The organism is Bacillus nakamurai (assembly GCF_001584325.1).
In the GTDB taxonomy this organism is placed as follows: domain Bacteria; phylum Bacillota; class Bacilli; order Bacillales; family Bacillaceae; genus Bacillus; species Bacillus nakamurai.
This window is the reverse complement of record NZ_LSAZ01000007.1, coordinates 86,029-112,263: the sequence shown is the minus strand read 5'-3', so window position 1 is coordinate 112,263 and position 26,235 is coordinate 86,029. Positions and strand designations below refer to the sequence as shown.

Below are 26,235 nucleotides of genomic sequence, written 5' to 3'. Positions count from 1 at the left end.
ACAGTGTATTTGCCGAACTGACAAGAAATTAACGTTTAATTACGGTAGACAGGGAATTTATAAGCCGCACCGGCTTGAATGGCATTTGCTTTTACATTCGGATTCAGCGCTTCGAAATCTTTTACGATATCGTCAGGCATTTTGTTTGCGCCGACTATCGACATGACCGTATCCCCTTTTTTGACAGTGACCGTTTTGTATGCCGGGTCCTGTATTGACGGCTGTGCGGCCGCTGCGTATACAGGCCGGTCTTGAGAGGGGATGGTCCCGATTTTGAGATCGTAAAATATAATAAACATCACAAATAAACTGCCGAAAACAAAGGTAAACCGCTTCATATCATCCGCCTCCCGCATACGTTTTACTTCATTGTATGCTTGTCCCATTTTGTTCATGACAAAATAAGACTGCCTAGGCAGTCTCCGTTTAATCAGATGTTTTTTTTGACGGTATCTCTTTTAAGACGAGAAACAGGATGATAAAGTTTACAAACCAATTTACTATAAATTCACTCGGCACCGTAATAACCAACGCCCGCATAATGGTGAAAAATATGGTGGAGAGCGTAATTGAATATGCCGATAGCTTCCAAAGCTGCTGATAGTTCAGTGTTTTTCTTTGGGCGTTTTTCAGAAATAGGCCGATTACGGCAAGGAATGATACTTCAATAAATTTTCCGGCGGATGTAATGATGTATAGCAATATGGAAAGAACGGTGACAATCATTGTTTTATTCTGGTTTAAGGCTGACATGATCTCTTTTTTTGTCAGATCCGCCGGCATTAATGAATAATTCATTTCTGTTGCCTGTCCGTCTATCGCAAGCACCATTTTATTTTTCAGAATGCCTATCGCGTTTTGCTTAGCTTCTATTTGTTTAGTGCCATAGGCATCTGTAGGGTCAAACACCATGACAAATCCGTTAGCTTCAGATTCCTTTGGTGCTGCCGCTTTGGTTTTTAATTCTCCGTTTGAAATCGTGAAATCAGGGAAATCTTTCTCTAACACGGTTTTGAAACCGTTCATTGAGTTCACGGTGCCGGAGCAAAGGTAGTAAGCGCTCGGGAGCGTAAAAAGGAGAGACAGCAAAAATACGTAAAGGATCGCTTTCCCTATCCCTTGAAACCGTGTTTTTGCAATATCTCTCGGAGAGTATGTACTTTTGAATAAAGCCGTAAATATGTTCAACATCTTCACTTCCTAGCCTAAACTGGTATATGTTGCTTATTGTATCGTTCACCGGGGATGAACACAAGTGAGAGTATTTAAAGCAGGATAAGGAATCATACATAATAAGAAAAAAGCGGAAGCGGTGATCCGCCCGCAATCAGAGGAGGGTTTTTAAAAAATGAGTATTTTATATTGGCTGATTATCGCCGTTGTTTTTGCCGTCGCTTTTATCGGCCTTGTATATCCGGCGATTCCGAGCGTCATCTTTATTGTGGCCGGATTTATCCTTTATGGATTTTTGTTTTCATTCAGTCCTTATTCCTATCTGTTTTGGCTCGTCGAGGCGGTCTTTGCTGCGGTTTTATTCGCCGCTGACTATGTGTCAAATTTACTTGGCGTCAAAAGGTACGGAGGAAGCAGGGCTGCCATTTGGGGAAGCACGATCGGCTTATTGATCGGTCCCTTTGTCATTCCCGTTGCCGGAATTATTTTAGGCCCGTTTATCGGAGCTGTCTGTGCTGAGATTTTTGTTCATCAAAAGGATATGAAATCAGCGGTTAAAGTCGGATTAGGGTCATTAATCGGATTTTTAACGAGTGTTGTCGCAAAGAGCGTCATCCAGCTTTTTATGATCGGGTATTTTTTATGGACGGTTCTGTAAACGGCTTAAGGAAGGTTTAACGGCAGGCGTTATCGGATAAAGTGTATTATGTCTGCTGGAATCGCCGAATTGTGAGCTTTTTCATTGATTACCATGCTTTCTTTTGTTACATTGAATTTAGAAAAGTTCGCTAAAAGCGGCATTTCAGTACATATATTTAAAGGAGGAAAAAATTATGGCTTACAAACTTCCAGAACTGCCTTATGCTTATGATGCTTTAGAACCGCATATCGACAAGGAAACAATGACGATTCACCATACGAAGCACCATAACACATACGTAACGAACTTAAACAAAGCGATCGAAGGATCAGCGCTTGCAGAGAAATCTGTAGACGAGCTTGTCGCTGATTTAAACGCAGTGCCGGAAGACATCCGCGCAGCAGTCCGCAACAATGGCGGCGGACATGCAAACCACTCTTTATTCTGGACTCTTTTATCTCCAAACGGCGGAGGCGAACCGACAGGAGAGCTTGCTGAAGAGATTAAAAGCGTATTCGGAAGCTTTGATGCATTCAAAGAAAAATTCGCGGCAGCAGCAACAGGCCGTTTCGGCTCAGGCTGGGCTTGGCTTGTTGTAAACAATGGAAAACTTGAAATCACAAGCACGCCAAACCAAGATTCACCGCTTTCAGAAGGCAAAACGCCTATTCTCGGTCTTGATGTTTGGGAGCATGCTTACTACCTGAACTACCAAAACCGCCGTCCTGACTACATTTCAGCTTTCTGGAATGTTGTAAATTGGGATGAAGTTTCCCGCCTTTACAGCGAAGCAAAATAATTGCAATCATCACAAGGTCTCCTAAAGGAGGCCTTGTTTTTTTATTGACTTTTATTCCTTTTACATATCTCGGTTTGAGTGAGACAAACTAATGTGTAGTAAAGGGGAGTCAATGATGAGCAAATTAAAAAAAGTAATTGGCGACATCGAAATAAATAAAGGGCTGCTGCTTTTATTGACGATTGGCGGCCTTTACTCACTGGGCATCGCGCTGTCAAATACATTTGTCAACGTGTATTTGTGGAAGCAGTCAGGAAAATTTATTGATTTAGCCATATACAATTTATCGATCGTGACGATGCAGCCGTTAACCTTTCTTTTGGCCGGGCGGCTGGCAAAAAAAATAGACAGGGTGTTTATCCTCAGATTCGGCGTTATTTTTTTGGCCGCCTTTTATTTAAGTGTACTGCTTGCCGGGGAGACCGCTGCTTCACGTCTTGTATTGATAGGTGCAGTGCTTGGAGTGGGCTATGGCTTTTATTGGCTGGCCTTTAACGTGCTGACCTTTGAAATTACAGAGCCTGAAACGAGAGATTTTTTCAACGGGTTTTTAGGCATCTTGTCTTCAACGGCGGGTATGATCGGTCCGATTGTAGCCGGATTTGTCATCTCAAGGCTTACAAATAATACAGGTTATACGATCATTTTCAGCCTGTCTCTCGGTTTATTTGCTCTTGCCGTCGTGATGAGTTTTTTTCTGAAGCGCAGAGAATCAAAAGGGCGTTTTATGCTGAGAAAGGTTTTTGATGAGCGTCATACGAATATGAATTGGCGGCGGATTACCAATGCGCATTTTTTTCAGGGCTTGAGAGAAGGGATCTTTGTCTTTTTGATCAGCGTATTTGTATTTATAGCCACGAACAGTGAGCTTGCGCTCGGAACCTTTGGACTCGTCAACTCCGCCGTTGCTTTTTTTGCTTACTATTTCGCTTCAAGGCTCATTAAAAAAAGAGCGAGAAAAAAGGCGATTCTCATCGGCGGATTGATTTTGTACGGCGCGCTGTTTCTCATCCTTTTTCACATGAGCTTCACCACCCTCCTCATATACGGAGTGTTTATTGCGATCGGCTATCCCGTGCTGCTTGTGCCATACGTCTCGCTTACATACGATGTCATAGGCCGGGCGCGGCTGGCCAGAAAGGCGAGAATTGAATACATTGTGCTCAGAGAATTATTTTTAAATGCAGGGAGAATCGTTTCGATCCTTTGCTTTCTCCTTATCGTTACGCTGCTGAAAGAAGACGTGGGGATACCGGCGGCGCTCGTTTTGCTCGGAGCCGGCCACCCGCTGATTTATTACTTCATAAAAGATATCAAGCTGGAGACAGAAACCTCTGATGAAACAGTGGAAGAAGACCGACAAAAACGGGCCGCCGAACCGAATTTTATAAAAGGAGAAAGATAAAAGGGGTTATCTGTAGAAAAATATCGAAAAAACCTTTAGAATGAAAAATGGCACCTGAATAGAGGGTGTCATTTCTTTCTGTAAATAAGAAAAGGTGATGTCATGAGGAGAAATAAAAAGAAAATAGCAGGAAATAAAGAAAAGAAAAAAACACTGCCGATACGGCTTAATCTTTTGTTTTTGGCCGCGTTTCTTATTTTCACTTGGATTATCGTCGAGCTTGGCATCAAGCAGATCGTCCAAGGCGATGATTATAAAAATGCCGCCAATAAACAGGAGGAATCCGATGTCAGCACGGCGGTTCCGAGAGGGAAAATCTATGACCGAAACCTCAATCCCATCGTAACGAATAAAGCTTTAAATGCGATTACATATACACGCTCTACCTCAACTACTCAGGCGCAGCGTTTAAAAATCGCGAAAAAGCTGTCCGGTATGATTAAGGTTAGCACCAAAAAGGTGACTGAGCGGGATAAAAAAGATTATTGGATTTTAACGAGGCCGAAAGAGGCAAAGAAACTGATTACGGCCAAAGAACAACAAAAAGCTGAGGACAAAAAACTGTCTGACGATGACTTATACCAGCTTCAGCTTAAACGCATCACGGACAAACAGCTGAATGAGCTCACCTCAAAAGATATGCAGATTTTAGCGATAAAAAGGCAAATGGACTCAGGCTATTCACTGACGCCGCAATACATCAAAAATGAAGGCGTGTCGGCAAAAGAAATGGCCGTCGTCAGCGAGCATTTAGATGAATTGCCGGGGGTTGACGTGACGTCTGACTGGGAGCGGTCTTATCCTTACAAAAGCCTGATTCGCACGCTGCTCGGCAGTGTGTCCAGTTCTAGTGAAGGTCTTCCGTCCAATTTGCTTGAACATTATTTGTCACTCGGCTACAGCCGTAATGACAGGGTCGGAAAAAGCTATTTAGAGTATCAATATGAGAGTCTGCTGCAGGGCCAAAAAGAGAAAGTGCAGAACTTGACCGACTCATCCGGCAATGTCACGGGAAGCAAAGTGATAACGAAAGGACAGGCCGGCAAGGATTTAGTTTTAACCATTGATATGGACTTGCAGAAGTCCGTTGAAAAAATAATTGAGAAAAATTTAAGAGAAGCAAAAGCAAGACCGAGTACAAAGCTGCTGGACCGCGCTTTTGTCGTCATGATGAATCCGAAAAACGGAGAAGTGCTGACAATGGCCGGTAAACAGATTACGAATGATCACGGAAAGTACAAGATTAATGATTATGCCCTCGGTGCAATGACTTCCTCCTATGCGATGGGGTCAGCCGTTAAGGGAGCGACTGTATTAACGGGACTCCAAACGGGCGCGATTAATTTAAATACCGTTTTTCAGGATGAACCTTTGTATTTCAAAGGGAGCAGTAAGCCGAAAAAATCGTGGACGAATTTAGGACCAGTAGACATTCAAAAAGCGCTCCAAGAATCATCAAACGTTTTTATGTTTAAAACAGCGATTGCTCTCGGTAAAGGGGAATATAGGAAAGGCCAGTCGCTTCCGCTTGATATGAAGGCATTTGATACATTCCGATATTACTTCAATCAATTCGGACTTGGAGTCAAGACGGGAATAGATCTTCCGAATGAAGCAACCGGGTATCAAGGAACACAACGAATTTCCGGTCTTCTGTTAGACTTTGCGATCGGTCAGTATGATACGTATACACCGCTGCAAATGGCCCAGTATGTATCAACTATTGCCAACGGAGGCTATCGTTTAAAACCTCAGCTTGTGAAAGAAGTCAGACAGCCGGATGCCAAAAAAGGGATCGGGGCTGTAGTTGAATCTGTTCAGCCTCAAGTATTAAATAAGGTCGATATGAATACTACAGATATCAAAGAAGTGCAGGCAGGGTTCAGACGTGTAATGACAAAAGGAACAGCCGCCACTGATTTTGCAACCGCAAAATACAGTCCTGCCGGAAAAACAGGTACGGCCCAATCTTTCTATGACGGACCTGACAAATCAGAGACAGGTGAAGGTACTTATAATACAACTCTTGTTGCTTATGCACCTGCCGATAATCCTGAAGTGGCCATTTCCGTAGTCGTTCCTTGGGCCTATATTGATTACAGTGCCCGGTATTCAATTACGGATGATATAGGGAGAGCAGCATTAGACAAATACTTCGAGCTGAAAAAGAAGCAAGAAGATGATAATACGAAGCAGAAAAACGAAGATAAAATTCAAAAAGCAGCCGAAAACGGCAATACTAATAACTAAAAGAAAAACGCTCACATCATGTGGGCGTTTTTTTTATACAAAAAAACAATTAGATTTACAAAACCTTTACATTCGATTTATACGCTTTTTACACGAAGCCTTTAGTCTATACGTGTAGGACAAATTACACATTATACGCAGGGGGAATTCAGGAAATGAAAAAAAACAAATGGATGCTTATGCTTCTGATGGCTGCTGTTATGATCGTTGCTGCAGCATGCGGAAATGCAAAGGAAAGCGGCAAGACAGACAGTCAATCTGCAAGTGAAGACAAAAAAGCATCAGGTTCTTTAACCATTTCTGGTTCATCAGCCATGCAGCCGTTAGTACTGGCAGCGGCGGAAAAGTTTATGGAAAAACATCCGGATGCTGATGTGCAGGTGCAAGCGGGAGGTTCTGGCACAGGGCTTTCTCAAGTAGCTGAGGGTGCGGTTCAAATCGGTAACTCAGACGTATTTGCTGAAGAAAAGGAAGGCATTGATGCTAAAGCCCTAAAAGACCACCGTGTAGCGGTAGTGGCAATGGCTGCTGCAGTCAACCCTGGTACGGGTGTGAAGGATGTAACGAAAAAACAATTGACAGACGTGTTTACAGGTAAAATCAAAAACTGGAAAGAGCTTGGCGGCAAGGATCAAAAGATTACGCTTGTCAACCGCCCTGATTCATCAGGAACACGCGCTACGTTTGTCAAATATGCACTGGACGGAGCAGAGCCGGCAGAGGGCATAACAGAGGATTCCTCTAATACTGTGAAAAAAATCATTGCAGAAACACCGGGAGCGATCGGTTATCTAGCGTTCTCTTATATAAACGATGACAAAGTAACGCCTTTATCAATCGGAGGCATCAAACCGGAAGAGAAAAATGTCGTAACCGGAGAGTATCCGATTTGGGCTTACGAGCACTCTTATACGAAAGGTGAAGCGTCAGGCCTTACGAAAACATTTCTCGACTATTTGAACAGTGATGAAGTACAGAAAAGCGTCGTGAAAGATCAGGGCTACATTCCGATCTCAGATATGAAAGTCACACGGGACGCAAGCGGCAAGCAAAGCTGAGGGGAGGGCGGGCTTCCCGCCTCTTCTCATTTATAGGAGTGTAAACATATGATAAATCATAGAGAAAAAGAGTCTGTAAGCGAACGCTTAATCAGCTCAAAGCAAAACAGGCAATTGGATGAAGTCCGGGGAAGGGTGATCGTGTCGGTTTGTGCGGCGATTATCATTGCGGCATCAGCTGCGATTACAATCTTTCTCGGCATAAAGGGGCTGCAATCTTTTTTTATAAATGGTGTAAGCCCGATTGAATTCTTAACAAGTCTGAATTGGAATCCAACCCAGGCAAAACCTGAGTTCGGCGCTCTGCCTTTTATTTTCGGCTCATTTGCCGTCACGGTTCTTTCCGCTTTGATCGCAGCGCCTCTCGGTATTGCTGGTGCCGTTTTTATGACGGAAATTGCGCCGACATGGGGAAAAAAAGTGCTCCAGCCGGTCATTGAGCTGCTTGTCGGCATTCCGTCTGTCGTTTATGGATTCATAGGTCTTACAGTATTGGTTCCGTTTATCGGTTCTTTTAAAACGAGCGGAACGGGCCACAGCTTATTGGCGGGAACGATCGTGCTTTCCGTTATGATTCTGCCGACGGTCACATCGATTTCTGCCGATGCGCTCGCGTCACTTCCGAAGCATCTTCGGGAAGGTTCATATGCACTTGGTGCCACGAGGTGGCAGACGATCAGAAAGGTGCTTGTCCCGGCGGCGTTTCCGACCTTGCTGACCGCTGTCGTTCTCGGGATGGCAAGAGCGTTCGGAGAAGCTCTCGCTGTACAGATGGTGATCGGAAATGCAAAGCTCCTGCCGGAAAGCCTGCTTGATACGGCAGGGACGTTAACAACCATCATTACATTAAACATGGGCCACACCACATACGGCAGTATCGAAAATAATACGTTATGGTCTATGGGGCTTGTTCTTCTCGTCATGTCGTTTCTCTTTATTTTACTCATACGCTACTTGTCATCTAGGAGGAAAGTGTAATGAACCGAAAAATAACGGATAAATTGGCGACCGGTGTATTCGGTTTATGTGCCGCTGTCATCGCGGCAATTTTGGCAGGTTTGTTTCTGTATATAATTATTCACGGTGTCTCTGAGCTCAGCTGGCATTTCATCACGACAAAATCCAGCGCCATTGCCTCAGGCGGAGGAATACGCGATCAGCTGTTTAACTCCTTTTACATTCTGTTTTTGACGATGCTGATCACGATCCCGCTCGGCGTAGGGGGCGGCGTGTTTATGGCTGAATATGCCCCGCAAAATAAAATCACTGATTTTATCAGAACGTGTATTGAAGTTCTGTCTTCTCTCCCGTCAATTGTCATCGGCATGTTCGGTATGCTGATGTTTGTAAATCTGACAGGATGGGGGTACACCATTATCGGCGGCGCACTCGCATTAACCGTCTTTAATCTCCCTGTTATGGTGAGGGTGACAGAGGGGGCGCTCACCGCCGTGCCAAAGGAATTGAAAGAAGCCTCTCTCGCTTTAGGCGTATCCAGATGGCATACCGTGAAGACCGTCATGATTCCAAGTGCGATTCCTTCAATTATGACAGGCGCCATTTTGGCATCAGGAAGAGTTTTCGGGGAAGCGGCAGCATTATTATTTACCGCGGGGCTGACGACGCCTCGGCTGAACTTTACTGATTGGAACCCGTTTTCTGAAACGTCTCCTTTTAACATTTTCAGGCCGGCTGAGACGCTGGCGGTTCATATATGGAGTGTCAATACTCAAGGCATCATTCCCGATGCGGAAGCGATTGCTAACGGCGGCTCGGCGGTGCTTGTCATTTCGGTGCTCCTGTTTAATCTTTCGGCAAGATGGCTCGGATCAGCCATTTATAAGAAGCTTACGGCAAACTAATTGAAAAGAGGCGGAAACATGATTGACCACATCGTAAAGGAAGAAGAACAGACAGCGTTATCGCCAGGAACTTCGGTTTTGGAGGTTAAGGATTTATCCATCTTTTACGGCGAAAAACAAGCGGTCCGGCATATCAGCATGGATATTGAAAAACACGCGGTCACTGCCCTTATCGGCCCGTCCGGCTGCGGCAAATCGACGTTTCTGAGGCAGATTAACAGAATGAATGATTCCATACCGTCTGCCAAAAGCGAGGGAGAAATCCTTTATGAAGGGCTGAATATTTTAGGAGCAGCGATTAATGTCGTGCAGCTCAGACGGGAAATCGGAATGGTTTTTCAAAAACCGAATCCTTTTCCGAAATCGATTTACAATAACATCACGCATGCATTACGGTATGCGGGAGAACGAAGAAAAGCCGTGCTGGATGAGGCGGTGGAAGAAAGCTTAACGAAAGCGGCGCTTTGGGATGAAGTGAAAGACCGTCTGCATTCGTCAGCCCTTTCGTTATCTGGGGGGCAGCAGCAGCGGCTGTGCATTGCGCGAACACTTGCCATGAAGCCGGCCGTGCTTCTTCTGGATGAACCGGCCTCAGCCCTTGACCCCATTTCAAACGCCAAAATTGAGGAGCTTTTGACCGACCTTAAAAAAGAGTATTCGATTATTATCGTTACGCATAACATGCAGCAGGCTTTGAGGGTTTCAGACCGCACGGCTTTCTTTCTAAACGGAGAAGTAGTGGAATACGGGCAGACAGAACAGATTTTCACGAGCCCTAAGACACAGAAGACAGATGATTATATTAACGGAAAGTTCGGATAGGGGGAAGGGCTGTGAGCGTTGTGAAAGAAGCTGTAAATACACAGCATTTGTATGACATTCGCGGGATGAACGTATGGTACGGCGCCCATCATGCTTTAAAGGATATAAATATCGGCTTTGAACAGAATAAGGTGACTGCCATTATCGGGCCGTCCGGCTGCGGTAAATCTACTTTTATTAAAACATTAAACTTAATGCTGCAAATGGCTCCGAATGTCAAAGTGACGGGTGATATGTTTTATAACGGGCGCAACTTGCTGAAGGAAAAAACGGATGCGGCAGAATTAAGAAAACAGATCGGTATGGTATTCCAAAAAGGCAATCCGTTCCCGCAATCTATCTTTGAGAATGTCGTATACGGACCGAAAATTCACGGTGAAAAAAATAAGAAGAAGCTGCTTGAGATCGCCGAGGAGTCTTTGAAGGCAGCGGCGCTCTGGGATGAAGTGAAGGATCGCCTGCATCAGCAGGCGCTATCATTATCAGGCGGCCAGCAGCAGCGTCTTTGTATCGCGAGGGCGCTGGCGACAAAGCCGGATGTGCTATTAATGGATGAACCGACGTCTGCTTTGGACCCTGTTTCGACCCGGAAAATTGAAGAACTCATTTTGAATCTGAAAGAAAATTACACCATTGTCATTGTGACGCATAACATGCAGCAGGCTGCGAGGGTTTCTGATCAAACTGCTTTTTTCTATATGGGAGAGCTGGTAGAGTGCGGCGATACGGACAAAATCTTTTCGCAGCCGGATCATCAAAAAACACATGAATATATCACCGGAAAATTCGGCTGAAAAGGCGGGCTTGGTCACATGACTTGGCCCGTTTTTGCCGTTCATTAAAAAAAGCCTGTCGGCCGTATCCACCTGAATGGATGATGCCAGCAAGCTTTTTTAGCGGGTTAATGTTTTGACAAGTTTTTTGAAGCTCATATCTGAATCTACTTTAAAATGGCCGGCGCGGATTTCTTTATGGTAGCCCGCGTCAATCACATAATCATTAAAGTCTTCTGCAGAAGGAATGATCCCTTCTTTTTCAAGAATAGACGACACATCAGCGGTGCTCATTCCGTCTTTAATCGTCAGTTTATATGTTTTCTTTTTCTTTTTTGTGTCTGAATTTTGGTCTGTGTTTAAGGATTTTTCTTTTGAATCAAGCAGTTTTTGATAATCGTCCCGGTTGACCGAAACTTTTTGCTGAGAGTCGAGGTAGCTGTTTACTTCTTTTTCAGTCAGCGCCGTTTTTTCAGTTTTGACGGCAGACGCTTGGTCATTGTCAGTCAAATAAAAGACAGCGGCGAGGACGGCTGTCGCTAAAATGATACCTGCGGCAAAAGCCTGAATGCCCCGTTTCGTCATACGAGCACCTTCTCGTTGTCTTTAATAATCGTATTGACATCCTCGACAGACACGTGCTCTGCTTTTGCGATGGCCTCAGCGGACATCCCGTTGTTGTATTTTGAAATGATTTGTTTGGCGATTTTTTGATTAATGCCGCTGCTTTTTGCTTTGCGGATGACCAAGTTGGTTTCCAGCAATTCTTCTTCAAGCACCGTCATTTTCTTTTTTAACTTGTAAATTTCCTGCATGGCTGAGAGCTGAAGCGTTTCAAGCTCCTGTTCTACGTCTTTCATCGGATCTCTTTGAGAATATGAGAATGCAATAAGCGCTATACTGACGATAAACAACGCAATAATAGCAATTTCCACGTTTCATCACCTTCTATTATTAATTTGCCCTTCTTTTTTATACCATAAAACGCCGGCATTCAAAAGGAATTAGAGAAAAAAACAGAATTTTGTCGGGAAATCTTTTATGTTTGGCGCATAAACGTTTACTTCACTATAACATTCGCTGTAAAAAGCCCTTTTTTGGCCTGCTTCGTCATTTTCTGTCATTGCTTTGCAGCGGGCCGGTTTGAGAATTATAAGAATGATCTTATGATTTCTTCTTAATAAAAAACATTTCATTCAAAACAGCTCTAGCTTTCCGTCCATTATAGTGGTATTATATATAAGTCTGAATAAGTAAATGATATTTAGTTTGGAGGGAAAATAATGCGCGTTAATATTACTTTGGCTTGCACTGAATGTGGTGAGCGTAACTATATTTCTAAAAAGAACAAACGCAACAATCCAGACCGCGTTGAATTTAAAAAATATTGCCCACGTGATAAAAAATCTACGTTACACCGTGAAACAAAATAAGCTGTTTAAAAACGGTGACAAAAGCTGGAGCTTTGATAAAAGTTCTGGCTTTTTTGTCTTTCAGGAGGCTGAGAAACGTGAAAGCACAAATCCGAAAAAAAATAAAAACAAAGCTTTCAGAAATAACAGAAAGTGAATGGGAAGCTAAATTCCTGATGATATGCGAAAAGCTTTTTTCGTTAAAGGAATGGGAGCAAGCCCGCATGATCGCCATCACCATCTCAAGAGGCCTGGAAATCCCGACGCGGCCGATTATTGAACAGGCTTGGAAAGAGGGAAAACAAGTGTGCATACCAAAATGTTCACCCGGTACAGGAGCCATGCAGTTTCGCACCTTCTCCTCAGATGATCAGCTTGAAACCGTGTATGCGGGCCTCAGCGAACCGATCGTAAGCCGGACGGAGGAAGTGAAGCAAAAGGCCATTGATCTGGTGATCGTGCCCGGCGTAGGCTTTGACCGCGAAGGCTTCAGAATCGGTTATGGCGGGGGATATTATGATCGTTTTCTGGCCGGTTATGACGGCCGCACCGTTTCACTTCTTTTTGATTGCCAGCTCACAAATGACATTCCCCGAATGCCCCACGATATTCCGGTTGACATATTGTTGACCGAAAGTGAAACCATCACCTGATGTTTACGGAAATTTTCTTCCGCTCAGAATAATTATCGTCATTTAACAAACGATAGGGGCAGGAGGGATATTATGAAAAAGTTGTTGATCTATTCTTTATGCGCTGTTTCTGTTTTTGCTGTTTATCAAAATCGGTACCGTCTTATGAACAGCGTGCTCAGTCAGCCGCGAATCAGACAATCGTTTATTCACTTCTTTTTAAAGATACCGTTCATCAGAAATAAATTTATTCAGCAGGCATTTTAAAAAATCCCGATTTAAAGCGGGATTTTTTTGCGCAAAAAAACCTGCCGATTGCTGCCGGCAGGCGTTTGAATTTTGTCATGTTTTTTTGAGGAACCCGAGCAAGATTGAAATCATTGGAGAGATATAAAGGAAAAAGGTAAACGGTAAATAGTCAATAACCGATACGCCTAATGCGCTTGCCATGAAAGCACCGCTTACACCCCAAGGAATCAATGGGTTGATCAATGTCCCGCCGTCCTCAAGTGATCGGGCAAGATGAACCCGTTTAATATTGAGGCTGTCATATAATGGTTTATATGATTGACCCGGAATTAAAATTGATAAATACTGCTCGCCTGTCGCGAGATTTACTCCTATACTTGAGCAGACGGTCGCCAAGACAAGCCGCCCTTTCGTATGAACACCTTTTGTCAGACCTTGTAACAGCGCCGAAATCAGACCTGTTTTTTCCATCAAGCCGCCAAGGGCGAAAGCGATCATGATCAGAGAGACTGATCCCATCATGGATTGAAGCCCGCCCCTGTTAATAATGCTGGCAACCGCCTGATTGCCGGTTTTAAACATTGTGCCGTTTTGAAGGGCTGACATGAATCCCTGAACACTGCTGTCAGGAATAAAAACAGCTGTCAGAAGGCCTGAAGAAATAATGCCGGCAGTAAGCACCGGAATCACCGGAATCCGTCTGACCGCGAGCACGATCACCAAAAGAGGAGAGAGCAGCGCCCAAGGAGTGACGTGTGCGGCTTCTTTAATGCCGATAATGACAGCCTCAATATTCTGAGTCGAAGCAGTATTTGTTGAAACGGATACACCGAGAAAATAAAAGAGTACGATAGTAATCAGCAAAGCCGGAACGGTTGTGCCCATCATATGGCGAATGTGCGTGAAAATCGGAACTTCGCCGATTCCGGCGGCAAAATTGGTTGTGTCGGACATCGGTGACATTTTATCACCGAAACAAGCTCCGCAGATCACTGCACCTGCCGTCCATTCAAGCGGAACTCCTGCTGCGCTGGCTACCCCTAACAGCGCGACACCGATTGTACTGACTGTTGTCAGGCTTGAGCCTACAAGCGTGCTGATGATCATGCAGGAAAATAATGCGGTCAAAAGCAGCTGGCTCGGCTGAATAATCGATAAAGCGTAAACGGTAACGGTCGGAATGGCACCGCTGTACATCCACGCGCCGATTAAAACACCGATCAGCGCCAGCACAATAATGGGCTGTACCCCGTTTTTAATTCCGTTCACTATCCCTTTTTCAAGGCTCTCCCATGTAAAGCCGTACCATAAACCGGCCGCTGAAAGAATCACGACGCAAAAAAACAGCGGAATATGCGGTTCGGTATGAAAGAAAAACAGACAGGAAATAATGACTGCTAACATCAAGAGAAATAAACTGATGGCTGATCTGAAAGTCAGCCTTTTTTCTGGTTTCAAAACAACACCCCATCAAATCAAAACTTTAATCCTTTTGTGCTTTTGGGCACGAAAGTATTGTAACAGAAAAAAGTAAAAATGCGTGTTTTTTTACAATTATGAATATAAAATGATCGAAATAACCCAAAGATATTTTTTCTACGCGTTTTTTGCTTGACGCCCGGTTCAGAGATGAAATAGGCTTACTATATGAAGAAAAGAAATGGTGAAAAAGATGAAAACATTTTATGACGTACAGCAGCTGTTAAAGTCATTCGGACACATTGTATATTTCGGTGACAGAGAAGCGGAAATTGACTTTATGAAAGACGAATTAAAGGAAATGTACTTGTCGAACGTGATTGAAAGAGAACTGTGGCAAAAGGCCGCAAGTGTTCTTCAGCAGGAATCAGAACGGGTCAAAAGACAGGTTAAATAGCAGGTTATGTTAAGAAAAGGAGAAAGTCTATGGAAGAGACATGGTTTGCGGGTATTGATCTGGGCGGAACAACGATCAAGCTGGCGTTTATTAATATGTACGGCGAGATTCAGCATAAATGGGAGGTTCCGACCGATAAATCGGGAAATACAATTACGGTCACTATAGCAAAGACTATTGACCAAAAGCTGGAGGAATTGAACAGGCCGAAACGAATTGTAAAATGGATCGGCATGGGAGCGCCCGGCCCTGTTGAAATGGCGACGGGAATGGTCTATGAAACAACGAACATGGGATGGAAAAACTATCCCCTGAAAGATCACATCGAGGCGGAAACGGGCATCCCGGCCGTCATTGAAAACGATGCCAATATCGCCGCACTCGGAGAAATGTGGAAAGGCGCCGGAGACGGGGCAAAGGATGTCATTTTGGTTACTCTCGGTACGGGAGTCGGCGGCGGCATTATCGTAAATGGAGAAATCGTTCACGGAAAAAACGGCGCCGGCGGAGAAATCGGCCATATTTGCAGCATCCCGGAAGGCGGGGCTCCGTGCAACTGCGGAAAGTCGGGCTGCATCGAAACAATCGCGTCTGCAACCGGCATTGTCAGAATCGCAAAAGAAAAGCTTAAAACAGCAGAAAAGTCAACGCTGTCCCAGGTACGTCATCTGACGGCCCGCGACGTGTTTGAAGCGGCAGAACAACAAGATGAGGCGGCGCTTGAAGTAATCGATTACGTAGCAAAGCATCTCGGCCTTGTGCTTGGAAATCTGGCAAGCGCCATGAATCCGACCAAAATTGTGCTCGGAGGAGGCGTTTCAAGAGCCGGTGAGCTTCTGCGGGCAAAAGTGGAAGAGACCTTTAAAAAAACCGCTTTCCCGCGTTCAGCAGAAGCTGCGGACATTACCATTGCGTCGCTTGGCAATGACGCCGGAGTCATTGGCGGGGCGTGGATTGCCAAAAATGAATGGCTGAAACATCAAAACTGCTGACAGAAAGTCTGCCTGCCCATAAAGCGGGCGGCTTTCTTTTTTTATCCCCTCTGTCATATAGTAACAAAAAAAGGGGGATGAACATGGCGGGAATTCGTGTAAAGCCTGAAGTGAAACAAAATATGTCTGACGTTGCACAGCTGCTTCACATCGATGAAAGGCTTCTGGCAAGCGCTAACGAAACGGCAAAAAACGATGAATTATTCTGTCCCGGGTATGTCATGAATAAGCATTCAGACGGTGTAATTGAGACGCTTAGTGAGTTGTCCCGTTTCATCGGCACCTGCAAAAAAATTTCTCCGGCAGATAACTGGCTGAAGGAAGAAAGGATTTACAGCGCTCAAGCGGCAGAAGTAGAAATTAAAAACATAACAGCCGTCTTTCCGTTTGTCACATGCCGGCAAATCGGCTTCTCCGTTTTAGGCAAACCGCTTTATGAACTGAAGGCAGGAGCGAATACAGCTCGAAAAAAAGTGCACATGAACGCATCTTTTCACGCAAATGAATGGATTACGACGTCTGTTGCGCTCAGATGGTTTAAAGAATACTGTACGGCATTATGCGAAAATAACACCGTATTCGGATATTCTTCTCTAGACATATTCAGCCGGACATCGTTGTCTTTCGTCCCGCTGGTGAACCCGGACGGAGTTGACCTTGTCCTTTACGGATGTGAAGCTTTATCAGAAAAAAGTGAATGTCTGTCTGCTTTAAATGAACACCGCCCTGATTTTCGCGAATGGAAGGCCAATATTAACGGGGTCGATTTAAATAAACATTTTCCTGCTCATTGGGACATTGAACGCCAGCGCAAACCGAAGGCTCCGTCATACCGTGATTTTCCCGGCACTGCTCCGCTGACCGAACCGGAGGCGGCAGCCATGCACCGTTTGATCACGGAACAGCCTCCTGACAGGCTGATCGCCCTTCATACACAGGGGGAAGAAATCTATTGGGGATACATGGGGATTGAGCCGGAAGAATCGAGTCAAGTCGTTCGGGAGTTTGAGGCATTAAGCGAAAACCGCTATCAAGGCGTAAGGGATATCGACAGCCATGCCGGTTTCAGAGATTGGTTTATTCAGCATTATGGAAAAGAAGGCTATACAATCGAGCTCGGGAAAGGAAAAAATCCTTTGCCTTTTCATATGTTTGCTGACATTTATAAAGCGACGGAAGGCATTTTATGGAGGTCGCTTATTTTTTGAGTCACAGATGAAATTTCTCATTTGTTTACATAAACAAATATGGGACAATAGAAAAGAATGGAGGGAAGGCTGGTGAGATATTTGTTTTTTGTTCTGCTGTCCGCATTCGTTCTGTGCTTAGCGGCCTGTGAACCATCTCATCAGCAGCATGACACAGGTATATCGGCGAAATCAGCAGAACAAAAAATCATTCCGCTCAGCAAAAACGAAGCGGAGAAAGCGGATGGATGGGTGGATGACCGAACCATTCTTTATACATCGTCTGATGATACGCATCATCGGCTGTTCATATATGACCTGTTCAGCGGCAAATCAAAAAGGCTTTTTGAAACAAAGGGCCATATTGTCAATGTGAAGATCAACCAGAAAGAACAGATGATTCTCGTGCAGGTCACAAACAGCGGGCGGACCGAGCTTGTGCTGTTAAACAGGCAAGGTGACAATCTGTATCACCAATCGTTTAACACATACGAATTGGAGACCGCCTGGAATCCGTACGACCCGTATAAAATGATGATTACGGTTTTTACTGAAACCTGGGACTTTAAAACCTACACCGCTGATGTGAAAAACCGCATGTTACGAATCAGCCCGGTGCAGACCCCTTTTATCCATTGGACGTCCTCTACAGGATTCCAATATATCAAACAAGGAAAAAGCGATAAAGAGGGTCCTCTATATTCGTACGATTTGCAAACGAAAAAAGAGAAAAAGCAGCTTGATCACGTCGTTGCAGCCGATTCCTATTTAGGGATGACTGTTGCCGTCAGACGAACAGGCGAGTTTCTATTTCAGACGCCGAAAGCCGTTACACACCGCTTCCCGCTTCAGGAGAAATATGAGAGCCCGGCACCGATGGAATATGATTACGATGAAAAACATAAGCGGTTTTACACGTTTAAGCCTGACGGCCGTTTATATAAGCTCATCGTTTTTAACCTGAAGGATGAAAAGGAGCGGACGGTGCTTGGGCATGCGGCAATGGAGCCGATTCAGCTTTCTCCAAACGGGGAATATGCTTTATACGGTTACACATATGACCGTGTGATTTCACTGGCGACAGGCATGATGGAACCAATTATAACAAATGAAAAAGGAGTTTAGAAAATGGCCATTGCAGATGTAACAATCATTCCGATCGGAACTGAGACACCGAGCGTCAGCGCGTATGTAGCGGACGTTCAGAAGATATTGGAGGGGTATAAAGCGGCCGGGAAAATCAAATTTCAGCTCACCCCGATGAACACATTAATCGAAGGAGAGCTGAGCGACCTTTTTGCGGTGATTCAGGACATTCATGAAGCTCCTTTCCAAAAAGGGCTCCACAGAGTGGCGACCAACATCCGCATCGATGACAGAAGAGATAAAGAGACGACTCTGGAGAGTAAAATCAAAAGTGTCAACAAACATTTACAGCAATAAAAATAAACCTGTATCCTATTGGATACAGGTTTTAATGTACAGTCGGATAGCCGCTGTTTACAACGGTCATAACGGCAAACCAGCCAAACACGCACAACGTGGCGCCGGCAAATAGAAATCCCAGGATATTTCTCTGTCTGACAGCCCGCAGGACTCCTAATACAGCTAATAACGCGACAAGGCCGAAGATTACAACAAGTAACATCATGCGCCTCCTTTGTTATTGAAACCTGAAAATCTTTCCATTTTATTTTAACCGTTTTCATTTTGTTTGTCGATAGCGTTTTGGGCATGCATTGATTGAATCTTCTGCTGAAAACCTTCATAATAGGGTCATATACATAAAGAGGTGATGAAAGTGAAATGGAGACGGATGCCGGCAGGCCCCATTCAGGCAAATGCATATTTTCTGATCAGTGAAGATCAATCATGTCTCATTTTTGATCCGGGCGGCGAACCGGATAAAATCAACAATTACATAAAAGAAAAAAATCTGAAGCCGCTGGCCATCTTACTGACCCACGCCCATTTTGACCACATCGGCGCGCTTGACGAGGTAAGAGACAAGTGGAATGTGCCCGTTTATCTTCATAAAAATGAAGAAAAGTGGCTGGAGGACCCTTCATTAAACGGGTCGGGAATATTACGGGGCATCGCCGTAACGGCACGGCCCGCCGAACGGCTGATCGAAGGTGACGGCACACTTGATATCGGACCGTTTCATTTGGAGACATTGTTTACGCCCGGACATTCACCCGGAAGCGTTTCTTATTATGTGAAGAACGCCGATCTGGTGATTTCAGGCGACGTGCTCTTTCAGGGAGGCATCGGCCGCACTGATTTACATGGAGGAAGCCAGGAAGTATTACTCGAATCCATCCACCAAAAACTGCTGACGCTGCCGGAGCATACGCTTGTATTAAGCGGGCACGGTCCGGAAACAGACGTACAGACGGAGCAGGAGCAAAATCCGTTTATTAACGGATTTTCCCTGTAAGAGAAAAAGAGACAGACCGTAATCGGTCTGTCTCTTTTTAGGTTAGTGGCTCCCGCCGCCCGGTGTCATAATAAAAATAGAGTAATATGTAAATCCGGCGAAGAACACGGTTAAGTAAGCCCCGAAAATATAAATGTACATCCGTTCCGTCAAATTTAAATAAGAAAGAAATACGAAAAAGATCGTCTGTCCAAAAAACAAGAGAGATGCGTCCTTCATATCACCTAAAAAAAACATGACTGCGAAAATTCCCGTCCAAAATCCTAACACCCGGAACATGCGATTCATTCCTTATCCCCTCCCGAGAGTCTATCTGATCATTATTATAATGGATCGGCAGTTAAAATGTAAACATTTTCATGATTATATTTATTGTGGAATTTATGTCTTTCCCTGTGTTCTTATGAAAAAGAATCCAAAAAACTTTTTGAAATGAGTTTAACGAAAAAAAGTTCAGGGTACTTATGTTAACAAAGAGACGGATCATTTGAGGGAGGAATTTTTAAAAATGAAAGATCTTATTTTTTACTCATACCCAAGCTGCACATCATGCCGGAAAACGAAGCACTGGTTAAAAGCCCACAATATTGATTTTAATGAACGCCATTTATTCAGGGAGACACCGACAATCGATGAATTAAAGCATATTTTATCTTTAACGACAGAAGGAATTGATGAAATTTTAGCGACGAGAAGCCAAACCTTTAAAAATCTGAATCTGAATATCGACGAAATGACTGTAAATGAAGTGCTGGAGCTGTTAATTGAAAAACCGAAGCTCTTGCGCCGGCCGATTCTCATCGATCATAAAAAACTGGTAATCGGATATAATCCCGGAGAGCTGATGAAGCTGACGAAGAAAAAAACAGTGCATCAATCTGTATCATAAGAGAAAAACGAAGATCCGCTGATCAAAATATCAGCTAATCTTCGTTTTTTGCGGTTAGCAGACTGGGCTAGCTGGATTCGAACCAACGATCACGGAGTCAAAGTCCATTGCCTTACCGCTTGGCTATAGCCCACCGACAGTAATTGTAGTATGTGCGGCCGGAGAGCTTTTATACATAAAAAACGAAAACAAGAATGGAGGAGACCTATGGAAAAATTAAATGAAGCGTTATTTCAAGCATTAACAGATGAATCCGAGGGAATTACACATCAATGGCTGCTGACGGCGGCAGGTCAGCGGGAATCCCCGTCCGGGCGGAACACAGCTGATCAGAAAGCGGAAAAGCAGCACCGCCTCTTACTGACAATCGTCGTAAAAGCATTAGTCGGAAAAGCAGAAAAAGAGGAGCTGACCCTCTGGGGGCTGCAATTTGCAAGGGACCGCGCCGTCCATGAGGTACCGGTATATGAAAGCATCGGCCGTCTTAAGGAATTCCGAACCCTTGTCTGGAAACGGATACAGACATGCAGCGAAACCATGTCAGAGCAGCCTTCAAATGAAGCTGTTTTTCAGTGGGGCGAGCGGCTGAATCAGGCAATCGACCACATTATTGAAGTCTTTACGGAAGAATATCATAAAGTCACAATTACTCAATTAAACGCACAAAAAGAAATGATAAATGAATTAAGCGCTCCGATTATGCCGATTGCAGACGGCATTGGCATTTTGCCGCTTGTCGGCGAGATTGACACGTACCGGGCAAAAACCATTTTAGAATCAGTGCTTGAGCAATGTGCCTCGTTACGGCTTTCTTATTTGTTTTTGGATATTTCAGGCGTGCCGATTGTTGATACGATGGTTGCCTATCAAATTTTTAAAGTCATCGACAGCACAAAACTTCTCGGTATTGAGACGACGCTTTCGGGCATCCGTCCTGAAATCGCCCAAACCGTCGTGAAGCTCGGCATTGATTTTTCCAAAGTCAGAACGGAGCAAAGCTTGGCGAAAGCGTTATCAAAAAACGGATTTATCGTTCAAGAATCATAATGAATCAGAAAAAAGCTGAATGGCTGAAAGAGGAGTCGCCTCCCCAGCTATTCAGCTTTATCTGCTTCGATCGTGAGAATATGGCGCCTGTCAATTTCTTTCACCGTAAACGTAAATCCGTCACATTCTATCGTACTGCCCGGTTTCGCATCAATATGCTGAGTGAGAAACCAGCCTCCGAGCGTGTCAACTTGGTCAGCAGCAATCTCTGTCCCTAGCAGATCATTGACGTCGCTGATCAGCAGCTTGGCGCTCAGGATATAGCGGCTGTCACTGAGCTTTTGCACAGAGGACGTTTCATCTGTATCAAACTCGTCCCGGATTTCTCCGACGATCTCTTCAATAATGTCCTCTGCCGTCACTAATCCTGCGGTGCCGCCATACTCATCAATAAGGATGGTCATATGGGCGTGTTCCTTTTGCATTTTGACGAACAATTGATAAATGGGGATCGTTTCGATCACATGGATGGCGGGCTGAATGTAAGGGCTGAGCTCGTGTTTCGTAAAAGCAGCGCCTTCTGATAAGAACCTGAACAGCACCTCTTTCATATTGATAATGCCGACAACATGATCTTTATCTCCCTTTACGACAGGATAACGGGTATATTTATTTGTTTTGATAATGTCTCGAAGAATACGTCCTGATCCGCTTTCTAAAGGGAGGCTCACCATTTCGTTCCGGGGCACCATAATTTCTTTTGCGGTGCGCTTATCAAATGTGAAAATGTTATTTACATAGTGCAATTCGCTTTTTTTAATCATGCCGCTGCGATAGCTTTCCGCCAAAAGCACTCTCAGTTCCTCTTCCGTATAAGCCATTTCATGATCGGAAGCGGGCTTCAGCCCGAACAGGCCTGTGATCAGCCGGGCGGAATGATTGAGAAGCCAAATGAATGGAAACATCAGCTTATAAAACAAAATCATCGGCCTCGCAAACAAAAGCGTAATCCGTTCCGCTTTTTGAATGGCAAAACTTTTCGGCGCCAGCTCGCCGATGACGACATTCACATATGTAACCAATAGAAAGGCGATGATAAGCGACAAAACATGTGACACGGTTTCATGTAAGCCTGTCTTTAAAAAAAGAGGCTGAATCAAAGCTCTCACTGTCGGTTCTCCAAGCCAGCCGAGCCCTAAAGCCGTTACGGTAATTCCTAATTGGCATGCTGATAAATACTCATCAAGATGAGTGATGACATGCTTTGCTGCCTTTGCCCCTTTCACTCCTTCTTGGATAAGCTGGTTCATGCGGGAGCGTCTAGCTTTAACGATTGAAAATTCAACGGCGACAAAACATGCCGTTAACAAAATAAATAGTGTGATGGCTGATAGTTTAATTAAATACAATGGAACACCTTCCGAGAAGGAAGGCCTGCACCTCCCTTTTTTCGGATTAATACCACTGTATTAAGCTGATCAAACATGAAAGCTTGTTTAATCCTCTTCAATTTGGGCAATTAAAAAAAGAAACGAATGTACTGGAGGTTGCAGCATATGAAGATTCATTCGGGTGAGGACTGGTTTTGGTATCAGCTCGGGCCCCACGAAAAAACAGAAGCAAAAAAACTTATCCATTATACCCACTGGCCGCAATGCGAAAAGTGGTTTGAAAACGAAAATCATATTAACTTTTACGCTCAGATACGAATGATCCGAATAATGAAGCGGTTTTCGGCTCCTTAATCTATCATCAAGGATTAAAAGATGAAAAGGATCACACCGTGTTTCATTTTTACATTACGCGTAAATCCTTTTTTACGATTAATTTTGATTTTTCTTTGCTTCGCGGTGTGAAAGAAAAACATGCTGCGCAGCAAATCAAAACCTGCGGAGACGCGATTGAAGGTTTTTTTGTCCTACTTAATCGGGCTGGATGAGTTTGAAGTCAAGCAGCGGACGCTGAAATGGCAGATTCACGATGACAACAGCAAAGGAATTCTGGAAAATGTGCATTAACTGCGCCATGAACTGTTTATTTGGAAAGGGTTAACCTTAAACGCTAAAAAAGTGGAGATGGCATTAAAAGAAGCCTTTCTCCCGAAAAACGACCAGCAAAAAGATTATCGGCGAACCCACCAAAAAATCACGAGAGGCATTACATATATAAATGAATTTGATCAGGAACTGAGCAACTTGCTGCACGCAGAAGAAGTCATCACTTCACAAAGAGGAAATGAAATTGTGAAAGCCCTGACGATTTTTACGACCCTGTTTACGCCGATGACGGCGCTAGGGGCTCTTTGGGGAATGAACTTTGACAACATGCCGGAACTCCATTGGAAGTATGCATATCTCGGATCTATCATCCTCATTATCGTATCAACCTTGCTGATTTATATTTATTTAAGACATAAGGGATGGACGGGTGATATTCTCAAAGAACAGCAAAAGAAATATTTTCACAAAAAAAACACCCGCTGATTTTTGGCTTCACCGGGCTGAATGAGCAGGCAGCAGTCCTGCTTTTTTATTTGCACAAAATCGCTGAGTGGAAGGCCATTTATGGCGATTAATTGATTTTAATTGGATTATTTTTGTTTTTTCATAGTGAACACATTCTAAAAACGCGTATTTCCTCTTTTGGAGGCCGCCATGTATCTGATGTACAATACGTGTCGGAAGGAGGGATTTCATGGAGAAAATCGAAACATACAGCAGAGAAATTATATACGAGGCATATATGGCAAGGGCTTCTGATATACACATTGTGCCGAGAGAGCGTGATGCTTTTATTCATTTTCGTATTGACCATGCTTTAGTGAAAAAACGGGTCATGAAAAAAGAGGAATGTGTGCGGCTGATTTCTCATTTTAAGTTTTTATCGGCAATGGACATAGGAGAAAGGCGAAAGCCGCAAAACGGATCGCTTTCCATGCCGCTTAAAACGGAAACGGTTCATCTGAGGATGTCAACACTGCCGACAATGAATGAAGAAAGCCTGGTCATCAGGCTTTTACCCCAACGTCAAATTCCGCCGATAGACAGACTGTCCTTATTTCCGGGTGCAGGCGCCACGCTGTTGTCCTTTTTAAAACATTCTCACGGCATGCTTCTTTTCACCGGCCCGACCGGCTCAGGAAAAACGACGACCCTTTATTCGCTCGTCAATTATGCAAAACAGCATTTTAACCGGCGGATTGTCACGCTTGAAGACCCTGTAGAAACGAGAGATGAAGATGTGCTTCAAGTACAGGTGAATGAAAAAGCCGGGGTTACCTATTCCGCCGGTTTAAAGGCCATTTTGAGACATGACCCCGATATGATTATTTTAGGAGAAATCAGAGACGCCGAAACAGCTAAAATCGCGGTACGGGCAGCCATGACGGGCCACCTCGTTCTTTCAAGCCTGCATACACGGGACGCAAAAGGCGCCATCTACAGATTGCTTGAATTCGGGGTGAAGATGAGTGAGATAGAACAAACGGTCATTGCAATTGCCGCTCAGCGCTTAGTTGATTTAACATGCCCGTTTTGCAAAGAGAAAAGCTGTTCCGTATACTGCCGGCTGTCCAGAGAGACACGGCGTGCGGGTATTTATGAATTGCTGTACGGGAAAAACCTTAATCAATGTTTTCAAGAAGCAAAGGGGGAACAGGCTAATTTTCAGTATCAAACGCTTCGCAAGCTGATCAGAAAAGGCATTGCGCTTGGGTATGTCACAACGAGCAATTACGACCGGTGGGTGTACCATGAAACGGATTAAAAAAACATGGCCGCTAAAAGATCAAGCCAATCTGCTGAAAAGGCTCGGTGAGATGACTGAAAAAGGGTACAGCCTGATTGAAGGGCTGAGGCTGCTGGAACTTCAGCTCCATAAGCGGCAGCTTGCTGAAATGACGGCCGGAATCCGGCAGTTAAGGGAAGGCGATGCTTTTTATCAAGTATTACAGGTGATGTCTTTTCATAAAGAAGCCGTAAGTATTTGCTATTTTGCGGAGAAACACGGAGAATTGCCGGCTGCAATGAAACAAAGCGGGGAATTGCTGCAGCGAAAGCTGGCACAGACCAATCAAATCAGAAAAATGCTCCGCTACCCAATGTTTTTAATATTTTCAGTCTGTGTGATGTTTTATCTATTACAAAGTATGATCATCCCGCAGTTTTCTGGGATTTATCAGTCCATGAATATGAAAACCTCCCGTTCCACCGCCTTAATCTTTGCATTTTTTCAGCACTTTCATGAGGCTTGCGCGATCCTTATTTTTTTCGCTTTCATTATGTTTGTGTACTATTGGTTCGTGTTCAGGAAAAAATCCCCGCAAGACAAAATGCTTTTGTTCGTAAAAATTCCCCTTATAGGAAAAGCCGCCGTGCTCTTCAACAGCTACTTTTTTTCCTTGCAGCTCAGCAGCCTGTTAAAATCGGGCCTTTCCATATACGACAGCTTAACGGCTTTTAAAGAACAATCCTTTCTGCCTTTTTACCGGCAAGAAGCAGAGAATATCATCGAGCGTTTAAAAGCCGGAGAAACCATTGAATCGGCTCTTTACCGGCATCCCTGTTATGAAATTGATTTTGCCGCTGCAGTCAGTCATGGACAGTTAAGCGGCCAGCTCCATCGTGAACTTTTTACATACAGCCAGTTTATGATGGAGCGGCTTGAACAAAATGCAGAAAAATATACCGGCATTCTTCAGCCGGTGATTTACGGTGTTGTCGCCGGAATGATTTTAATCGTCTATTTGTCGATGCTGATGCCGATGTACCAGATGATGAACCAAATGTAA

The 26,235-nt window shown here is 44.3% G+C and carries 30 protein-coding genes, 1 tRNA gene and 1 pseudogene; 23 read left to right on the top strand and 9 right to left on the bottom strand.

The genetic code is table 11. From position 1 onward, the window contains the following. Positions 1–35 precede the first annotated feature (35 nt). A complete protein-coding gene (locus AXI59_RS04615) occupies positions 36–338 on the bottom strand; it encodes a LysM peptidoglycan-binding domain-containing protein (protein ID WP_061522017.1) in 303 nt (100 codons plus the stop codon). Between the two features lie 88 nt (positions 339–426). After that, a complete protein-coding gene (locus AXI59_RS04610; RefSeq protein WP_082791725.1) occupies positions 427–1,191 on the bottom strand; it encodes a DUF1189 domain-containing protein in 765 nt (254 codons plus the stop codon). Between the two features lie 157 nt (positions 1,192–1,348). On the opposite strand from AXI59_RS04610, the gene AXI59_RS04605 reads away from it, so the two are divergent. The 9 genes from AXI59_RS04605 (at position 1,349) to pstB (AXI59_RS04565) (ending at position 10,803) form a co-directional block, all read left to right on the top strand. Further along, positions 1,349–1,831, top strand: a complete 483-nt coding sequence (locus AXI59_RS04605; protein WP_061521932.1) for a DUF456 domain-containing protein — start codon at positions 1,349–1,351, stop codon at positions 1,829–1,831. A 175-nt stretch (positions 1,832–2,006) separates the two neighbouring features. Then, positions 2,007–2,612, top strand: coding sequence for a superoxide dismutase SodA (gene sodA, locus AXI59_RS04600; protein WP_061527531.1), 606 nt, complete (start codon positions 2,007–2,009; stop codon positions 2,610–2,612). 115 nt (positions 2,613–2,727) lie between these two features. Then, positions 2,728–4,017 (top strand): MFS transporter, encoded by a 1,290-nt coding sequence (locus AXI59_RS04595; RefSeq protein WP_061527530.1) that lies wholly within the window; start codon positions 2,728–2,730, stop codon positions 4,015–4,017. Between the two features lie 102 nt (positions 4,018–4,119). Continuing rightward, on the top strand, positions 4,120–6,267 hold the full coding sequence (gene pbpA, locus AXI59_RS04590) for a penicillin-binding protein 2A (protein ID WP_061527529.1): 2,148 nt from the start codon (positions 4,120–4,122) through the stop codon (positions 6,265–6,267). A 155-nt stretch (positions 6,268–6,422) separates the two neighbouring features. Then, positions 6,423–7,325, top strand: coding sequence for a phosphate ABC transporter substrate-binding protein (locus AXI59_RS04585; protein WP_061521936.1), 903 nt, complete (start codon positions 6,423–6,425; stop codon positions 7,323–7,325). 48 nt (positions 7,326–7,373) lie between these two features. After that, positions 7,374–8,303 carry a phosphate ABC transporter permease subunit PstC gene (pstC, locus tag AXI59_RS04580; RefSeq protein WP_061521937.1) on the top strand — a complete coding sequence of 310 codons (930 nt, stop codon included), beginning with the start codon at positions 7,374–7,376 and terminating at the stop codon, positions 8,301–8,303. Further along, positions 8,303–9,187 carry a phosphate ABC transporter permease PstA gene (pstA, locus tag AXI59_RS04575; RefSeq protein ID WP_061527528.1) on the top strand — a complete coding sequence of 295 codons (885 nt, stop codon included), beginning with the start codon at positions 8,303–8,305 and terminating at the stop codon, positions 9,185–9,187. Before pstC ends, pstA begins: the two co-directional genes overlap by 1 nt. An 18-nt stretch (positions 9,188–9,205) precedes the next feature. Next, positions 9,206–10,009, top strand: a complete 804-nt coding sequence (gene pstB / locus AXI59_RS04570; RefSeq protein ID WP_061527527.1) for a phosphate ABC transporter ATP-binding protein PstB — start codon at positions 9,206–9,208, stop codon at positions 10,007–10,009. 11 nt (positions 10,010–10,020) lie between these two features. Then, entirely contained in the window at positions 10,021–10,803 is a 783-nt protein-coding gene (pstB, locus tag AXI59_RS04565) for a phosphate ABC transporter ATP-binding protein PstB (protein WP_061527526.1), read from the top strand. Positions 10,804–10,902: 99 nt separating this feature from the next. Here the strand turns inward: pstB (AXI59_RS04565) and AXI59_RS04560 are convergent, their stop codons facing one another. Together AXI59_RS04560 and AXI59_RS04555 are read right to left on the bottom strand one after the other, a co-directional pair. Continuing rightward, positions 10,903–11,367: an endolytic transglycosylase MltG gene (locus tag AXI59_RS04560; RefSeq protein ID WP_061521941.1), complete on the bottom strand. Its 465-nt coding sequence runs from the start codon at positions 11,365–11,367 to the stop codon at positions 10,903–10,905. After that, on the bottom strand, positions 11,364–11,717 hold the full coding sequence (locus tag AXI59_RS04555; RefSeq protein ID WP_003153047.1) for a hypothetical protein: 354 nt from the start codon (positions 11,715–11,717) through the stop codon (positions 11,364–11,366). Before AXI59_RS04555 ends, AXI59_RS04560 begins: the two co-directional genes overlap by 4 nt. A 348-nt stretch (positions 11,718–12,065) precedes the next feature. Here AXI59_RS04555 and rpmG point away from each other — a divergent pair, with 348 nt between their 5' ends. The 3 genes from rpmG to AXI59_RS19690 all read left to right on the top strand — a co-directional run bounded on the left by rpmG (position 12,066) and on the right by AXI59_RS19690 (position 13,093). Continuing rightward, on the top strand, positions 12,066–12,215 hold the full coding sequence (gene rpmG / locus AXI59_RS19170) for a 50S ribosomal protein L33 (protein ID WP_003153056.1): 150 nt from the start codon (positions 12,066–12,068) through the stop codon (positions 12,213–12,215). A gap of 77 nt (positions 12,216–12,292) precedes the next feature. Then, a complete protein-coding gene (locus AXI59_RS04545) occupies positions 12,293–12,847 on the top strand; it encodes a 5-formyltetrahydrofolate cyclo-ligase (RefSeq protein WP_061521944.1) in 555 nt (184 codons plus the stop codon). Positions 12,848–12,919: 72 nt separating this feature from the next. Beyond that, on the top strand, positions 12,920–13,093 hold the full coding sequence (locus AXI59_RS19690; protein WP_156476226.1) for a hypothetical protein: 174 nt from the start codon (positions 12,920–12,922) through the stop codon (positions 13,091–13,093). Positions 13,094–13,168: 75 nt separating this feature from the next. Here AXI59_RS19690 and nhaC read toward each other — a convergent pair whose 3' ends face one another. Further along, positions 13,169–14,533, bottom strand: a complete 1,365-nt coding sequence (gene nhaC / locus AXI59_RS04540; protein ID WP_082791724.1) for a Na+/H+ antiporter NhaC — start codon at positions 14,531–14,533, stop codon at positions 13,169–13,171. A gap of 202 nt (positions 14,534–14,735) precedes the next feature. On the opposite strand from nhaC, the gene AXI59_RS04535 reads away from it, so the two are divergent. The 5 genes from AXI59_RS04535 (at position 14,736) to AXI59_RS04515 (ending at position 18,573) form a co-directional block, all read left to right on the top strand. After that, a complete protein-coding gene (locus AXI59_RS04535) occupies positions 14,736–14,951 on the top strand; it encodes a YqgQ family protein (protein ID WP_061521945.1) in 216 nt (71 codons plus the stop codon). A gap of 29 nt (positions 14,952–14,980) precedes the next feature. Then, entirely contained in the window at positions 14,981–15,943 is a 963-nt protein-coding gene (glcK, locus tag AXI59_RS04530; RefSeq protein ID WP_061521946.1) for a glucose kinase GlcK, read from the top strand. Between the two features lie 83 nt (positions 15,944–16,026). Beyond that, positions 16,027–17,151: a M14 family metallopeptidase gene (locus tag AXI59_RS04525; protein ID WP_061527556.1), complete on the top strand. Its 1,125-nt coding sequence runs from the start codon at positions 16,027–16,029 to the stop codon at positions 17,149–17,151. A 72-nt stretch (positions 17,152–17,223) separates the two neighbouring features. Continuing rightward, positions 17,224–18,255, top strand: coding sequence for a YqgU-like beta propeller domain-containing protein (locus AXI59_RS04520; protein ID WP_061527525.1), 1,032 nt, complete (start codon positions 17,224–17,226; stop codon positions 18,253–18,255). Positions 18,256–18,258: 3 nt separating this feature from the next. Beyond that, positions 18,259–18,573, top strand: coding sequence for an MTH1187 family thiamine-binding protein (locus tag AXI59_RS04515; protein WP_061521949.1), 315 nt, complete (start codon positions 18,259–18,261; stop codon positions 18,571–18,573). A 31-nt stretch (positions 18,574–18,604) separates the two neighbouring features. On the opposite strand, the gene AXI59_RS19165 is transcribed toward AXI59_RS04515, so the two are convergent. Then, positions 18,605–18,778 carry a DUF2759 domain-containing protein gene (locus AXI59_RS19165; RefSeq protein ID WP_064485276.1) on the bottom strand — a complete coding sequence of 58 codons (174 nt, stop codon included), beginning with the start codon at positions 18,776–18,778 and terminating at the stop codon, positions 18,605–18,607. A 153-nt stretch (positions 18,779–18,931) separates the two neighbouring features. Here AXI59_RS19165 and AXI59_RS04510 point away from each other — a divergent pair, with 153 nt between their 5' ends. After that, the gene (locus tag AXI59_RS04510; protein ID WP_061527524.1) at positions 18,932–19,570 is read left to right on the top strand and encodes an MBL fold metallo-hydrolase; all 639 of its coding nucleotides are present in this window, start codon (positions 18,932–18,934) and stop codon (positions 19,568–19,570) included. A gap of 42 nt (positions 19,571–19,612) precedes the next feature. Here AXI59_RS04510 and AXI59_RS04505 read toward each other — a convergent pair whose 3' ends face one another. Next, positions 19,613–19,858 carry a DUF2626 domain-containing protein gene (locus AXI59_RS04505; RefSeq protein ID WP_061527523.1) on the bottom strand — a complete coding sequence of 82 codons (246 nt, stop codon included), beginning with the start codon at positions 19,856–19,858 and terminating at the stop codon, positions 19,613–19,615. 220 nt (positions 19,859–20,078) lie between these two features. Here AXI59_RS04505 and AXI59_RS04500 point away from each other — a divergent pair, with 220 nt between their 5' ends. Continuing rightward, complete coding sequence (locus AXI59_RS04500; protein ID WP_061527522.1) at positions 20,079–20,459, top strand: Spx/MgsR family RNA polymerase-binding regulatory protein; 381 nt, start codon at positions 20,079–20,081, stop codon at positions 20,457–20,459. Positions 20,460–20,521: 62 nt separating this feature from the next. Here the strand turns inward: AXI59_RS04500 and AXI59_RS04495 are convergent. Then, a tRNA-Gln gene (locus AXI59_RS04495) sits at positions 20,522–20,592 on the bottom strand. Positions 20,593–20,666: 74 nt separating this feature from the next. Here AXI59_RS04495 and AXI59_RS04490 point away from each other — a divergent pair. Further along, the gene (locus AXI59_RS04490; RefSeq protein WP_061521953.1) at positions 20,667–21,506 is read left to right on the top strand and encodes an STAS domain-containing protein; all 840 of its coding nucleotides are present in this window, start codon (positions 20,667–20,669) and stop codon (positions 21,504–21,506) included. Positions 21,507–21,553: 47 nt separating this feature from the next. Here AXI59_RS04490 and AXI59_RS04485 read toward each other — a convergent pair whose 3' ends face one another. Further along, positions 21,554–22,855 carry a hemolysin family protein gene (locus AXI59_RS04485; RefSeq protein WP_061527521.1) on the bottom strand — a complete coding sequence of 434 codons (1,302 nt, stop codon included), beginning with the start codon at positions 22,853–22,855 and terminating at the stop codon, positions 21,554–21,556. 147 nt (positions 22,856–23,002) lie between these two features. On the opposite strand from AXI59_RS04485, the pseudogene AXI59_RS04480 reads away from it, so the two are divergent. The 3 genes and pseudogenes from AXI59_RS04480 to comGB all read left to right on the top strand — a co-directional run bounded on the left by AXI59_RS04480 (position 23,003) and on the right by comGB (position 26,235). Continuing rightward, positions 23,003–23,929 (top strand): annotated as a pseudogene (locus tag AXI59_RS04480) (magnesium transporter CorA family protein). A gap of 211 nt (positions 23,930–24,140) precedes the next feature. After that, positions 24,141–25,211 (top strand): competence type IV pilus ATPase ComGA, encoded by a 1,071-nt coding sequence (gene comGA / locus AXI59_RS04475; protein WP_061521956.1) that lies wholly within the window; start codon positions 24,141–24,143, stop codon positions 25,209–25,211. Continuing rightward, positions 25,198–26,235: a competence type IV pilus assembly protein ComGB gene (gene comGB / locus AXI59_RS04470; RefSeq protein ID WP_061527520.1), complete on the top strand. Its 1,038-nt coding sequence runs from the start codon at positions 25,198–25,200 to the stop codon at positions 26,233–26,235. The genes comGA and comGB overlap by 14 nt, the downstream gene beginning before the upstream one ends.

What these genes read in the sequence shown, in the direction of transcription:
- pstA (WP_061527528.1), top strand. Translation starts at nt 8,303, where the DNA reads ATGAACCGAAAAATAACGGATAAATTGGCGACCGGTGTATTCGGTTTA.
- pbpA (WP_061527529.1), top strand. Translation starts at nt 4,120, where the DNA reads ATGAGGAGAAATAAAAAGAAAATAGCAGGAAATAAAGAAAAGAAAAAA.
- AXI59_RS04505 (WP_061527523.1), bottom strand. Translation starts at nt 19,858, where the DNA reads ATGAATCGCATGTTCCGGGTGTTAGGATTTTGGACGGGAATTTTCGCA.
- AXI59_RS04585 (WP_061521936.1), top strand. Translation starts at nt 6,423, where the DNA reads ATGAAAAAAAACAAATGGATGCTTATGCTTCTGATGGCTGCTGTTATG.
- glcK (WP_061521946.1), top strand. Translation starts at nt 14,981, where the DNA reads ATGGAAGAGACATGGTTTGCGGGTATTGATCTGGGCGGAACAACGATC.
- pstB (WP_061527527.1), top strand. Translation starts at nt 9,206, where the DNA reads ATGATTGACCACATCGTAAAGGAAGAAGAACAGACAGCGTTATCGCCA.
- AXI59_RS04560 (WP_061521941.1), bottom strand. Translation starts at nt 11,367, where the DNA reads ATGACGAAACGGGGCATTCAGGCTTTTGCCGCAGGTATCATTTTAGCG.
- AXI59_RS19165 (WP_064485276.1), bottom strand. Translation starts at nt 18,778, where the DNA reads ATGTTACTTGTTGTAATCTTCGGCCTTGTCGCGTTATTAGCTGTATTA.
- pstC (WP_061521937.1), top strand. Translation starts at nt 7,374, where the DNA reads ATGATAAATCATAGAGAAAAAGAGTCTGTAAGCGAACGCTTAATCAGC.
- AXI59_RS19690 (WP_156476226.1), top strand. Translation starts at nt 12,920, where the DNA reads ATGAAAAAGTTGTTGATCTATTCTTTATGCGCTGTTTCTGTTTTTGCT.
- rpmG (WP_003153056.1), top strand. Translation starts at nt 12,066, where the DNA reads ATGCGCGTTAATATTACTTTGGCTTGCACTGAATGTGGTGAGCGTAAC.
- AXI59_RS04515 (WP_061521949.1), top strand. Translation starts at nt 18,259, where the DNA reads ATGGCCATTGCAGATGTAACAATCATTCCGATCGGAACTGAGACACCG.
- AXI59_RS04500 (WP_061527522.1), top strand. Translation starts at nt 20,079, where the DNA reads ATGAAAGATCTTATTTTTTACTCATACCCAAGCTGCACATCATGCCGG.
- AXI59_RS04535 (WP_061521945.1), top strand. Translation starts at nt 14,736, where the DNA reads ATGGTGAAAAAGATGAAAACATTTTATGACGTACAGCAGCTGTTAAAG.
- AXI59_RS04525 (WP_061527556.1), top strand. Translation starts at nt 16,027, where the DNA reads ATGGCGGGAATTCGTGTAAAGCCTGAAGTGAAACAAAATATGTCTGAC.
- AXI59_RS04610 (WP_082791725.1), bottom strand. Translation starts at nt 1,191, where the DNA reads ATGTTGAACATATTTACGGCTTTATTCAAAAGTACATACTCTCCGAGA.
- sodA (WP_061527531.1), top strand. Translation starts at nt 2,007, where the DNA reads ATGGCTTACAAACTTCCAGAACTGCCTTATGCTTATGATGCTTTAGAA.
- AXI59_RS04605 (WP_061521932.1), top strand. Translation starts at nt 1,349, where the DNA reads ATGAGTATTTTATATTGGCTGATTATCGCCGTTGTTTTTGCCGTCGCT.
- comGB (WP_061527520.1), top strand. Translation starts at nt 25,198, where the DNA reads ATGAAACGGATTAAAAAAACATGGCCGCTAAAAGATCAAGCCAATCTG.
- AXI59_RS04490 (WP_061521953.1), top strand. Translation starts at nt 20,667, where the DNA reads ATGGAAAAATTAAATGAAGCGTTATTTCAAGCATTAACAGATGAATCC.
- AXI59_RS04595 (WP_061527530.1), top strand. Translation starts at nt 2,728, where the DNA reads ATGAGCAAATTAAAAAAAGTAATTGGCGACATCGAAATAAATAAAGGG.
- AXI59_RS04615 (WP_061522017.1), bottom strand. Translation starts at nt 338, where the DNA reads ATGAAGCGGTTTACCTTTGTTTTCGGCAGTTTATTTGTGATGTTTATT.
- comGA (WP_061521956.1), top strand. Translation starts at nt 24,141, where the DNA reads ATGGAGAAAATCGAAACATACAGCAGAGAAATTATATACGAGGCATAT.